The organism is Ferribacterium limneticum, assembly GCF_020510565.1.
Classification (GTDB): domain Bacteria; phylum Pseudomonadota; class Gammaproteobacteria; order Burkholderiales; family Rhodocyclaceae; genus Azonexus; species Azonexus limneticus_B.
In genome coordinates this window covers 64,470-77,077 of record NZ_CP075189.1, presented here as the reverse complement: position 1 = coordinate 77,077, position 12,608 = coordinate 64,470, and the positions used below count along the sequence as shown (strand labels likewise).

The 12,608-nt window shown below is 63.4% G+C and carries 11 protein-coding genes and 1 tRNA gene; all 12 read right to left on the bottom strand.

The features are described 5' to 3' along the window. Positions 1–6 precede the first annotated feature (6 nt). Positions 7–381 (bottom strand): DsrE family protein, encoded by a 375-nt coding sequence (locus KI610_RS00320; protein WP_226496746.1) that lies wholly within the window; start codon positions 379–381, stop codon positions 7–9. Then, complete coding sequence (locus KI610_RS00315) at positions 374–808, bottom strand: glycine cleavage system protein H (RefSeq protein WP_226496745.1); 435 nt, start codon at positions 806–808, stop codon at positions 374–376. The genes KI610_RS00320 and KI610_RS00315 overlap by 8 nt, the downstream gene beginning before the upstream one ends. Positions 809–931: 123 nt before the next feature. Next, positions 932–1,027 (bottom strand) — tRNA-Sec (locus KI610_RS00310). 5 nt (positions 1,028–1,032) lie between these two features. Beyond that, a complete protein-coding gene (gene selB / locus KI610_RS00305) occupies positions 1,033–2,910 on the bottom strand; it encodes a selenocysteine-specific translation elongation factor (RefSeq protein ID WP_226496744.1) in 1,878 nt (625 codons plus the stop codon). Beyond that, on the bottom strand, positions 2,907–3,383 hold the full coding sequence (locus tag KI610_RS00300) for an MOSC domain-containing protein (protein WP_226496743.1): 477 nt from the start codon (positions 3,381–3,383) through the stop codon (positions 2,907–2,909). Before KI610_RS00300 ends, selB begins: the two co-directional genes overlap by 4 nt. Then, entirely contained in the window at positions 3,384–3,941 is a 558-nt protein-coding gene (locus KI610_RS00295) for a flavodoxin family protein (RefSeq protein ID WP_226496742.1), read from the bottom strand. It lies immediately after the preceding gene. A 72-nt stretch (positions 3,942–4,013) separates the two neighbouring features. Next, positions 4,014–5,348, bottom strand: coding sequence for an FAD-dependent oxidoreductase (locus KI610_RS00290; RefSeq protein WP_226496741.1), 1,335 nt, complete (start codon positions 5,346–5,348; stop codon positions 4,014–4,016). Between the two features lie 118 nt (positions 5,349–5,466). Then, entirely contained in the window at positions 5,467–6,864 is a 1,398-nt protein-coding gene (gene selA / locus KI610_RS00285; RefSeq protein WP_226496740.1) for an L-seryl-tRNA(Sec) selenium transferase, read from the bottom strand. Between the two features lie 41 nt (positions 6,865–6,905). Beyond that, a complete protein-coding gene (gene fdhE, locus KI610_RS00280; RefSeq protein ID WP_226496739.1) occupies positions 6,906–7,811 on the bottom strand; it encodes a formate dehydrogenase accessory protein FdhE in 906 nt (301 codons plus the stop codon). 205 nt (positions 7,812–8,016) lie between these two features. Then, positions 8,017–8,637, bottom strand: coding sequence for a formate dehydrogenase subunit gamma (locus KI610_RS00275; protein ID WP_226496738.1), 621 nt, complete (start codon positions 8,635–8,637; stop codon positions 8,017–8,019). Then, positions 8,634–9,521, bottom strand: coding sequence for a formate dehydrogenase subunit beta (fdxH, locus tag KI610_RS00270; RefSeq protein ID WP_226496737.1), 888 nt, complete (start codon positions 9,519–9,521; stop codon positions 8,634–8,636). The genes KI610_RS00275 and fdxH overlap by 4 nt, the downstream gene beginning before the upstream one ends. 12 nt (positions 9,522–9,533) lie before the next feature. Beyond that, positions 9,534–12,599 carry a formate dehydrogenase-N subunit alpha gene (fdnG, locus tag KI610_RS00265; RefSeq protein WP_226496736.1) on the bottom strand — a complete coding sequence of 1,022 codons (3,066 nt, stop codon included), beginning with the start codon at positions 12,597–12,599 and terminating at the stop codon, positions 9,534–9,536. Positions 12,600–12,608 lie beyond the last annotated feature (9 nt).

Below are 12,608 nucleotides of genomic sequence, written 5' to 3'. Positions count from 1 at the left end.
TCAGGTTCAGTAAGTCAGCGTCCGCCACGCGGGATCAAGCCCGCGGACGACAAACGCCGTCGCCCCGGCGTGACGGCAGCCAACCAGCAGGCTTTCCCCTGCATTCACCCACTGCGCCTGCGCCATGCCGCAGGCGTAGAGCGTGACGCCTTCCTGCTGCACTTCACGCAGAAAATCGCCGATCGACTTTTCCTTGTCACGGGTGGCGTAAGCGGCATCGGCGACGCCATCGACCAGCCAGCGCACGGCCGGCCCGGCAAAGTGGATTTCGACCTCGGCATCGAGCGCCCGCGCCGCCAGCGCGTGGATCAGCGGCGTAACGACCAGTTCGGGATGATCGGGCGTCGCCGCCCAGATCAGGAGCGCCAGTTTGTCAGCCAAAGCTCGCCTCCGGTTCGATCTTGAGAATGTGCTGGCGATAGGTAGCCGCATCGATCAGCGTCAGCTTCTCCTCGGCCCAGCGCGTCGGTCGGGCCCGCGCCATCCAGCCGGCGCCGTAGGGATCTACGTTGACCAGCTTCGGCCGCTCCTCGGCCTCGTCGTTGCCTTCGAGCAAGACAAAAGACACCGGTGCATGCACCGCGAGCACCGTCTTGCGGCACTCCACCGTACCCATTCCCCGCCCGATCTCCACCTCCGCCCCCTTCGGCTTGCTGGTGAAGGCGATGATCTCGCCAGCCAGAAAAATGCCAAAACTGGTGGCGCCGATCAGCACTTCGCCGTCCGCGGTTTCCTGAACCCACATGTCGTAGCGCAGGCAGTAGAGGCGGTCGTCGGGGATGGTACCGGTGAAGGGGGTGTGGGCCATGTCGAACGTTTGAGAAATGGGCTACGTTTGCATTGCATTCAGGACGCGAAGACGAGCCGAAGGCAGTGCTATTGCACGACGAGGCGAAGTCGACAAAGTCATGGATGCAATGCAAACGATAGCTGGCGGAAGGAAGCAGGAGTCGAACCTACCCAAACCTGTTTGACAGGTCCTGACGGTTTTGAAGACCGTCCGTCCCACCGGGGAACGATTCCTTCCGTTGTTCATGAGCCGAATTGCTCCGGAGACCCGCGCAAAACATGGGTATCGCGCACGCGGCGAGTGTAGCCGATGCGGTCGAAGAATTCGAGGATGTGGATGGCGACTTTGCGGCCGCCGCCAATCCCGTCGCGCAGGCTGGCAGCGCGGGCGCAGCCGTCGCGCTCATTGAGGGCGGCGACCTTCCGGGCCAGTTCGGCGACGGCTTCGGCGGTGAAAAAATGGTCGTGCGCCACCGGCCAGGCGTCGCCGTGGCGGGCGATGCGTTTGAACAGGTTGCGCACGCTGTCTTCGCCGACGCCGCTGGCCTTGGCGATATCGCGGACGCGGGGTGGGGCGTAGGGTTCGGCGGCGAGCAAGGGCTTGAGCGTTTGCCATAGCTCGCGGTCGGCGGCGGCGAGTTGGACGCGATGTTCGGGCAGGTGCAGCCAGGCGTTGGTCTGGGCGATGCGGCCATCGGCCAGCGGTGCGGCGAGCAGCGCGTCGAAGGCCGGGCGGGAGAGCGTTGGCAAGGTCAGGCGGCGCAAGCGGTCGCGTTCGACGCCGGTGAGGTCCGGGGCGCGCTCGTGTTCGGCGGCGATGGCGGCGAGCAGGCGGACTTCGAGTTCCTGCCAGCGGCTCGGGGCGAAGGCGGTGGCGCCGACAACTTTGAGCTTCAGTTGCTGGCACAGCGTTTTGAGCGTGCTGGCGTCGAGATTGCGGTTCAGGGCGTGGGTAGCGAGGTCAACACCGGCCGGCTGTTGCTCGGCGGCCAATTGCAGTGCCGTCGCCGGGTTGGCGTCGGCCAGCGCGGCAAGCATGGCCAGGCGTTCCGGGCTGCTTTTCTTGCGGCTGGGCGGGAAGATGTCGAGGACGATACCGCCGCCGATGGTGTGGCGGGCGCCGGCGTCGCGCAGGATGAAGCGGTCGCCGGCCAGCGCGCCGATCTCACGGTCAACGGCAATTTGCGCCCAATTTTCAAATCCCGGGGCGATCTCGTCGGCGCCGAGCAGGGCGATGCGGGCCGGGACATCTTCGGCGCCAAGGTGGAGGTGGACCTGCGTCCAGTGCTTGAGCGCCGGCTGGCCGGAGAGGACGCGGATTCTGGCATCGAAGCGGCGGGCCGGGGCGTGCAGACCGGGCGCGACGATCCACTGGCCGCGTTCGACCTCGGCCTTTTCGACGCCACTCAACGCCAGCGCGATGCGCTGCCCGGCGTGGCCGGATTCGGCCGGGGCATCCTGGACGCGCAGGCTGCGCACGCGGACGGGCTTGTTGGGCGGCGAGAGAATTAACTGATCGCCGACTTTGACGGCGCCGGCGAAGGCCGTGCCGGTGACGACGGTGCCGGCGCCGGACAGCGTGAAGCAACGGTCGATGGCGAGGCGGAAGCCGCCGGCTGCTAGGCGCTCGCCCTGCTCCGCCGCGGCGGCTTCGAGGTGGGCGCGCAACTCGGCGATGCCGTCGCCGCTGACGGCAGCGACCGGGAAGATCGGTGCATCAGCCAGCGCGGTACCAGCGAGCAGTTCGGCAATTTCCGTTTTTGCCTCATTTTTCCGGTTGACCGTAGCAACGTCGATTTTGGTCAGCGCCACCGCGCCACGCCGGATACCGAGCAGTTCGATGATTTCCAGATGCTCGCGGGTCTGCGGCATCGGGCCGTCGTCGGCGGCGATGACGAGCAGGGCGAAATCGATGCCGGTGGCGCCAGCCAGCATGTTGTGGATGAGCTTTTCATGACCGGGGACGTCGATGAAACCGAGCTTTTCGGTGTAGGCGTAGCCGAGGTCGACGGTGATGCCGCGCGCCTTCTCTTCCTTCAGGCGGTCGCAGTCGACGCCGGTCAGGGCTTTGACCAGCGTGGTTTTGCCGTGGTCGATGTGGCCGGCGGTGCCGATGATCATGGAGCGCCTTCCCCGGCTTCGATCAGGGTCAGCGTATCGCCACAGGCCACATGGCCGGAAATGAGCACATTGGCGCGCAGCCCGCCGCGACCGAGCCAGTATTTGACGACCTCGGGCGCTGACAGGGTTTCGTTGGCCAGCCGCCGGCCCAGTGTGCGGCAGGGTTCACAGGTTTCGACGCCGACCAGCAAGCAGGCGCCGAGGCGGAACTGACGGCCGACCAGCTGGTTCAGCCGGATGCCGCGCGTCACGACATTGCGGCGGGTGAGCGACAGGTCGTCGGGGCGTCCGGTGTGGGCGCAGAAACGCTCGATTTCCTCGGCCTCGACCAGCGTCAATTGCTGACCGGCCCAGCTCTCCTTGGCGAAATGCCGGTCGCCAAGCACGCCCTGCCCGGCCAGCAACTCAAGCTGCCGGCATTCGCGCTGTGTTTCACCGCGAGCGGGGCTGAGGAAAAGGCGTTCGACGACCATCTACGCTGGCAGACCCGAAAAATAGCCGACCGCCGCGGCCAGCGCCTCGCCATCGGCGAGCACCGCATCCGGCGCCCCGCCCTTGCCCCACAGCGGGGTCTGCCATTGCATGCCGAGGAATTCGGCGCACAGGCGATAGCTGTCCAACATCGGCTGAGCCTTTTCGCGGTTGCCGCTGGTGGCGATGACCCACAGGCGCTTGCCGACCATCGCTTCCTTGAAATCGAGGCCTGGAACGCGCAACCAGGCGCTCCAGTTGTCGAGATAGGTTTTCAATGGCGACGGGATCGAGAACCAGTAAACGGGCGAGACGAAGACCAGGTCGGTGGCGGCCAGCGTGGCGTCGAGCATGGACTTGGCGTCGGCCATCGGCATCGGGTAGGTGCCGGCGGTATGGCGCAGATCGACGAAGGGCGGCAGTTCCAGATCGGCCAGTTTGCACCAGGTTTGCTTGGTGTCGGCGGGCAGGCCGGCGGCAGCACGACGGGCCAGGGTTTCACTGTTGCCGATATGTCCCGGTTCGCGGGTACTGGCATTGAGGAAGAGGAAGTGGGACATGGCAGGAGTCTGATTGGATAACGGGCCTATTCTGGCATGCCCGACCCGGGATGCGGGCCGGGTAATTGCCGATCAACCGAACATGTCCTCATACATTCTTCCGGCCCATGCGAAGTCTTCGGTGACGACTTCCTCGCGGCGCAGGTTGTCGTCGTCCTGGTCCTGGACGATGACGCCCTTGTCGTTGACCCAGTACTTGAAGCGCACGGCGATGTCTTCGCGCGGCTCGGTGTTGACCATCATGAAGCACAGGTTGTCGGGCAGCGCGTACTTCGGCTCGCGGCCCTTGACCCGCTCGCTGATGTATTTGGCGACGATCTTGGCGTGCGCGTTGGCGACGTGACCGGCCTTCGGATAGAAGCGGAAAAGCGGCGAGACCATGCCGACCGAGTCGCCGATCACGTAGGTGTCCGGGTCGTCCTTCATGTTCAGCATGAAGGGATCGACGCCGGCCCAACCGGTCGGCTTTCCTTCCTCGTTCTTGCCGATCACCCCGGCCTTCCAGGCCATGTCGCCGGCCTGATGCGGGGCCATCAGGATGGAGTGGTCGAAGGTGAAATCGCCGGCGGCGGTCTTGATCTTCTTGTTGAACGGGTCGACTTCCTGGATGACCGCCTTCGGCACGTAGACGATCTGGTCCTTGTACAGATTGGCGAAGGCTTCCTGGAAACCACCGGTGATTGGCGCCGGACTCGGTTTCGGGTCGAGGATGATGACCTTGCCCTTGATCTTGCGCTGCTTGAAGAGGCCGGCGATCAGGCAGGCGCGCTCGTACGGCGACGGCGGGCAGCGGTGCGGCGGCGGCGGCAGGGTCATGACCAGGTCGCCGCCCCTGAAATTCTGGATGCTCTGCTTGAGGCGGAAATGCTCGGCGTTCGGGATGTAGGCGGCCGGGAACATGGCCTTGGTGTAGTCGGCGGCCTTGCGGTCATTGCCGAACCAGGCCTCGTAGTTGTAGCGGATGCCCGAGCCGATGATCAGGTAGTCATAATCGAGCCAGCCCTGGGCGGTGATGACACGTTTCCTGTCGCGCTCGAAGGCGGTGACTTCGGTCTGGATGAATTTGTAGTCGTATTTCTGGGCAACTTCGAGGTAGCTGAAAGTCAGGAAGTTGGTGTCGACGACATCAACCAGCCACTTGTTGCTCATCGGGCACGAGAAAAAGACCGGGTTGCGTTCGAGGACAACCACCTCGAGGCTGGCATCGAGCTTCTTCAGATGCTTGGCGGCGCTGATACCGCCCCAGCCGCCACCACAGATAACGACGCGCTTGCCAGTCGCCTTGGGCAACAGGGGATCAGACTGCATGTTGATGAGGAAAGGCAGCGGGCTGGTCGGCTGGGCGATGGCCGTCGTGGCCCCCAGCGCTGCGCCAGCCGCCAGGAATTGCCGGCGATTGAAGGTCATGCTCTCTTCTCCATTATGTGAACCACCCGGACACGGAGATGCCCGGATTTACAGGGGCGCCCTGACGGGCGCGGAAGAAAACAGCAGGCGGTACGCAGACCGCCCAGCGAGGCTGTTTTCAAAATTTCAGATACTGCAATTGCTCGACGAAGCGGGCTTCATCCTTCGCTTCGAGACAGCGCAGATCGAGATGATAGGCATCGTCGCGGATGTAGCCGATGACCGGCGTCGGCAGGCTGCGGAAGGCGGCTTCCACGGTCAACAGGAATTTTCCGGCTTTTTTGAAATTGGGCCGGATGACCAGCGCCGCCGAGGGCAGGCGTTCGACCGGCAAGGCGCCGCTGCCGATCTGGCTGCTGCACGCTTCGACGCTGACCGTGGCCTGTTGGCCGATGACGGCTTGCACGGCGGGCTGGATGCGCTCGGCCAGCGCGGTGATCTCGGCGACGGAACGGGTCAGCAGGCGCAAGGTCGGCAGGCGTTCGGCCAGGCGGTCCGGGTCGCGGTACAGGCGCAAGGTCGCTTCGAGCGCCGCCAGCGTCGTCTTGCCGACACGCAGGGCGCGTTTGAGCGGGTTCTTCTTGATCTTCGCGATCAAGTCCTTGCGGCCGACGATGAGCCCGGCCTGCGGGCCGCCGAGCAGCTTGTCGCCGGAGAAGGTAACGATGTCGGCGCCGGCGGCCAGTGCCTGCTGCGGCGTCGGCTCGGCCGGCAGACCGTGAGCGGCGAAATCGCACAGCGTGCCGCTGCCGAGGTCGATGACGAAAGGCAGGCCGGCGGCGTGGGCGATGTCGGCGATGACTTTCTCGTCGACTGCCGCCGTGAAGCCGGTGACGGCGTAATTGCTGGTGTGGATCTTCATGAGCAGCGCGGTTTTGGCGTTGATCGCTTCCTGAAAATCCTTGGCGTGGGTGCGGTTGGTCGTGCCGATTTCGTGGAGCTTGACCTGCGCCCGACGCATTACGTCAGGAATGCGGAAAGCGCCGCCGATCTCGACGAGTTCACCGCGGGAAACGACAGCCTCCTTGCCCTGGGCCAGCGCGTTGAGGGTCAGCAGCACGGCGGCGGCGTTGTTGTTGACGATGGTGGCGGCGACATTCGGATCACCGCCAGCGATCAACTCGGCGAGCAGACCGGACACCAGATCATCGCGGTCGCCGCGCCCGCCGGAGGCCAGGTCGTATTCCAGCGCACACGGTGAGCGGGCGGCTTCGACCATGGCGGCGATGGCCTCTTCGGCCAGTTGGGCGCGGCCGAGGTTGGTGTGCAGGACCGTGCCGGTCAGGTTGAAGACGGCGCGCAAATTGGCCCGGCCGGCATCGTCGGCACGGCGGCGGATAGCCGCAAGCAGGGCTGCTTCTTCCGGCAATGGCAGGCCATGTTTCAAGCCTTCACGGGCGGCGGCCAGTTCGGCGCGAACGCAGCCGGTGACAAGCTGACGGCCGTAGATTTCAATGGCTGCGGAAAGTTGCTGCAGGACGCGGTCGACCGCGGGAAGTCGTTTGTTTTCGTTCATGGCTTTCACCCGGACCGGGCAGAAAGGTTGATCAAAGGCGGTTAGCCGCTATACGCGCCAATTAAAAGCAGATTCGGGCCGGAGCGCTCGTAACCGGCTTCGTCGACCAGCATGTCGAGGGCCAGCGTGGCGAGGTCGTCGGCCACCGGGTCAACGCGCGGGTCTTTCTCCTGATAGACGATTTTCAGGTAGCTCTTGCAGGCATCGCAGGTCTCGGCGCGGACGGCGCCTTTCGAGCCGTCGACTTCATGCAACGCAACCTCCTTGTCGGTATCGCAGGCCGTGCAGGTGGCGCGCGGCACGTTCCATTCGCTGTTGCACAGGCTGCAATGCAGGTAGCGCAGGTTGTTGATGGCAGCGCCGAGACGAACGACGCTGGCCACCGCCGGGCTGCCGCAGCACGGGCAAATGCCGTGGGCGTCGAGTTTTTGCAGCTGGCTAGCGTCGAGCTGGCTGGCCAGCTTGGTGAAAACCACCTGCAGGGCGGCGGCGATGAAGGGCAGTTCGGCCGCATCGCCGGCTTCGAGTTCGCCGCTCAGCAGCGTGTCGGCGAGCTTGTCGAGCCAGGCGTCGTCGGCGGCAAGCAGCGCATCGAGTGCCTGGCGGGCGCCATCGGGCGATGTCTTGCCCAGTTCGTGGGCGATCTGGCGCAGCACGCCACGCCAGGCAGCCGGGCGAAGCGCTAGATTCAGCGGCGGCATGCCGTGCGCGCGCGCCTGTTCCAGCCTCGTCGCATCGGGCAGTGGCAGCGCCTGCAGGGTTTTCAGGGCTTCGTGCTGGGCCCGGCTCAACTGGCCGAGAAACGCCAGCCAGTCGCCAAGGCTGTGGCCGGTGGCCAGCGCAGCGAAGCGGTCGGCGCGGTCGGCGAACAACGTGGCGGTTACCGGCAGCAGAATCGGTGCGGCTTCTTCGACTGGCGGATGGAAATCGATCACTTGGGATTGCATGCGGGGTGTCTCGTCTGTTGTTTTGACCCGGATGAGCATTGCTATCCCCCAAGGGGACTTCCTTCGGGGCGCGCTCAACCGGAAATTTTGCCCAAAATTGAAAAAACGGGGGTTGCAGAATGTTCTCTGCAGAGCCCCCTAAACGCAAGGTAAAACGGTTGTTGCCATCACCCCGGCCGAAACCCGGGTGGTGGCATTGCTTCAATTACTTCCCAGTCACCTGACGGTACCAGCCACGATGATGCTGCTTGGCCCAGCCGCGGGTCACCGTGCCGTACCACATGGCGCGGATGGTGCCCTTGACCCAGATGGCGGCATAAACGTGGACCATGATCAGGCCGATGATGACAGCGCCCGCCGCGGCGTGCACCACGGCGCCCATGCGGACGAGCGTGATGTCAAAGCCGAACCAGGCGCGCCAGATGAACAAGCCCGACACCGTCATGAGCAGCATGCAGATGGCCATCGCCCAGAACATGACTTTCTGGCCACCGTTGTACTTGCCCTGCTCCGGCATGTTGTGGTCGTCGCCATCCACCATCTGCCCGACCTTGTTCAGCCAGTCCTTGTCCGCCGGCGTCATCTTGTTGAGATGCTTGAAGCGGAAGAACATGGCCAGGAAGGACAGCGCCATCAACACCCCGAGGTAGGGGTGAATGATGCGCGTCCAGGTCGGCCCGCCGAACAGCTGCGTCAGCGGGAAGAACGCCGGGTGGAAGAAGGCCAGACCGGAGAGGGCGAGCAGGATGAAGCTGATGCCCACCACCCAGTGATTGGCCCGTTCCTGGGGCTCGTAGCGCTTGAGGTCTTTCGGATCGCGGATCATTTTGCGTCCTCCTTTTCGATCTCGTCCTCGATCTCTTTCGAGACCTCGTTCGGACCCTTGGTCACGTAATGGAACAGGCTGCCCAGTGCGACGCCAGCCAGAGCCAGCGTGGCGAGCGGCTTGGCGAAGCCCTTCCACAGCGAGACCAGCGGGCTGATCGACGGATTGGCCGGCAGGCCGGCGTAGAGATCGGGCTTGTCGGCATGGTGCAGCACGTACATGACGTGCGTGCCGCCAACGCCTTGCGGGTCGTACAGCCCGGCCTGATCGTAGCCACGTTCCTTGAGGTCGGTGACGCGCTTGGCCGCGTAGTCCTTCATGTCCTCCTTGCTACCGAACTGGATCGCTCCGGTCGGGCAGGATTTCACGCAGGCCGGCGCCTGGTTGACAGCCACGCGGTCGGAACACAACGAGCACTTGTAAGCCTTGTTGTCTTCCTTCGACATGCGCGGAACGTCGAACGGGCAGCCGGTGACGCAGTAGCCGCAGCCGATGCAGTTTTCCTGATGGAAATCGACGATGCCGTTGCTGTACTGGATGATCGCGCCCGGAGCCGGACAGGCCTTCAGGCAACCGGGGTCGGCGCAGTGCATGCACCCGTCCTTGCGGATCAGCCATTCGAGCTTGTTGTTCTGCTCGACCTCGGTGAAGCGCATCACCGTCCACGACTTCGCCGTCAGATCCATCGGGTTGTCGTAGACGCCATGGCAGTTGCCGACTTCGTCGCGGATGTCATTCCACTCCGAGCAGGCCACCTGACACGCCTTGCAGCCGATGCAGGCGGATACGTCGATAAGCTTGGCGATTTCGATGGTTTCCCGCACTTGCGTGGAGGGCGTCGTCGTCGCGGAGCGCTGTTTGATGTCTAGCGATTGCAGTGCCATATCAGCTCTCCTTTACGCTTTCTCGATGTTGACCAGGAACGCCTTGTACTCCGGCGTCTGCGTATTGGCGTCACCGACGAACGGGGTCAGGGTGTTGGTGATGAAGCCAGGCTTCGTCGCCCCCTTGAATCCGTAGTGGATCGGGATGCCGATGGTGTGCACCTTCTTGCCGTCGATGTCGAAAGCCTTGATGCGCTTGGTCACCACCGCCACGGCCTTGATGAAGCCTCGGTTGGAGCGGACCTTGACCTTGTCGCCGAGCGAAATGCCCTTCTCCTTGGCCAGTTCCTCGCCGATTTCCACGAACTGTTCCGGCTGCGTGATCGCGTTGATCTTGGAGTACTTGGTCCAGTAGTGGAAATGCTCGGTCAGACGGTAGGTCGTCGCCACATACGGGAAATCCTTGGCCTTGCCGAACGCCTCCATGTCGCCCTTGTACACGCGGGCGGCCGGGTTGCTGGTCGCCTTCGGGTTCTTCGGGTGCATCGGATTGTTGTCGAGCGGGGTTTCGAACGGCTCGTAGTGCTCGGGGAACGGACCTTCGGCCATCAGCTCGCGGCTGAACAGACGGGCCACACCTTCCGGATTCATGATGAAAGGCATGACGTTCTGATCAGGCGCCGCATCCGGACGCATGTCGGGCACGTCGTTGCCGCCCCACTTGTCGCCCACCCACTTCAACACGGTCCGCTTCGGATCCCACGGTTTACCCGCGAGGTCGGCCGAGGCCCGGTTGTAGATGATGCGGCGATTGACCGGCCAGGCGAAGCCCCAGTTCAGGGTTTGACCGAGACCGGACGGATCGGCGTTGTCACGCCGCGCCGAGTTGTTGCCGGCCTGCGACCAGACACCGCAGTAGATCCAGTTGCCGCAGGTGGTCGACCCGTCGTCGCGTAGCTGGGCAAAGGAAGCCAGTTGCTCGCCGGCCTTGACCAGCACCTTGGTCGGGTCTTTCGGATCGAGCACGTCAGCCAGCGCCTTGCCGTTGATTTCGCGCAGCAGTTCTTCCGGCGACGGCTTGGTCGGCTGGTTGTAGGCCCAGGTGAGCTTCAAGATCGGATCGGGGAAAGCACCGCCGTCCTTGGCGTACATTTCCTTGAGCTTCAGGAAAAGCGCCGCCATGATTTCGGTGTCGTCCTTGGCATCGCCCGGACCATCCGCTGCCTTCCAGCGCCATTGAATAACGCGGCCGGAGTTGGTGAAGGTACCGGCGGTTTCGGCGAACAGCGTGGTCGGCAGGCGGAAGACCTCAGTCGGGATCTTGGCCGGATCGACTTCGTTGAACTCGCCGTGCGGTTTCCAGTACTCGGAGGTATCGGTTGCCAGCGGGTCCATGACGACCATGTACTTGAGCTTGGACAGGCCGTCGCTGACCTTCTTCTTGTTGGCTACGGAAGCCAACGGGTTGAAGCCCTGACAGAAGAAGCCGTTAACCTTGCCTTCGTACATCGCGTTGAAGATCGACAGCACGTCCGACGCCCCACCCAGTTTCGGGAAGTAGTCGTAGGCGAAGTCGTTGTCCTTGTTCGCCGCGTCGCCCCACCAAGCTTTCGCCAGGCTGGTATGCCATTTCGGGAAGTTCTGCGCGAAGTTCATCTGGCCCGGGCGCAGTGCCTTGGGCGTGCGCTTGCCCAGATAAGTCGTGCGGTCCGGATCGGCATCGGTCGGCGCCGAAACGTAGCCCGGCAGGTTCTGCGCGTAGAGGGCGAAGTCGGTGATGCCCTGAACGTTGGCGTGACCGCGCAGCGCGTTGATGCCGCCCCCGGCCATGCCCATGTTGCCGAGCAATTGCTGGATGATCGCCATGCAGCGGATGTTCTGGGAGCCGACAGAGTGCTCGGTCCAGCCCAGCGCGTAGAGGCTGGTCATCGTCTTGTTCGGCGCCGCGGTCTCGGCAATCATCTCGCAAACCTTGATGAATGCATCCTTCGGCGTGCCGCAGACCTTGCTCACCATTTCCGGCGTGTAGCGCGAATAGTGGGTCTTCATGAGTTGCCAGACGCAGTTCGGATCCTGCATGGTCTCGTCGACCTTGGCGAAACCGTCTTCGCCCATCTGGTACTTCCAGGTCGTCTTGTCGTAACTGCGCTTCTCCTCGTTGTAGCCGGAGAAAATGCCGTCGTCGAACTTGAAGTTCGGGTCGATCAGGAAGGTCGAATTGGTGTACGACTTGACGTATTCGTGATGAATCTTGTCGCTCGAAACGAGGTAATTGATGACGCCGCCGAGGAAGGCGATGTCGGTACCGGAACGTAGCGGGGTATAGAAATCGGCCACGGAAGCGGTGCGGTTGAAGCGCGGGTCAACGACCACGAGCTTGGCCTTGCGCGTCTTCTTGGCTTCGATCACCCACTTGAAGCCGCACGGGTGCGCTTCGGCGGGGTTGCCGCCCATTACCAGAATCAGATCAGCGTTCTTGATGTCCACCCAGTGGTTGGTCATCGCACCACGCCCAAAACTCGGAGCCAGACTGGCCACCGTGGGAGCGTGTCAAATACGTGCCTGGGTATCGATCGAGGTCATGCCCATCGCGCGAATCGTCTTCACGGTCAGGTAGCCGGCCTCATTCGGTGCTGCCGATGATGCAAGGAATCCAGTAGTCGTCCAGCGATTGACGGTCACGCCGTCCTTGTTCTGCGCCATGAAGTTCGCGTCGCGGTCGGCCTTCATGTGCTTGGCGATACGCTCGATGGCTTCCTGCCAGGAAATCTTCTTCCATTCATTCGTGCCGGCTTCACGCACTTCCGGCCACTTCAGGCGATTGGTGCTCTGCACCATGTCGCGCAGGCCGGCGCCCTTCGGGCACAAGGTGCCGCGATTGACCGGATTATCCGGGTCGCCTTCGATGTGGATGATCTCGGCCTGCGAATTCTTGGATTTATCGCCGGTCGAGTAGATCAGCACGCCGCAGGACACCGAGCAGTACGGACAAATATTCCGTGTCTCGGTGGCGCGGGCGAGCTTGAAGGTGCGTACTTCCGCCTGGGCTGCAGTCGGTGAGAAACCCATCAACGCGATGGATGACCCACTGAGCCCGGCGGAGCAGACCTTGAAGAACTGCCGCCTGTTCATGTTCATTTGAGTTTT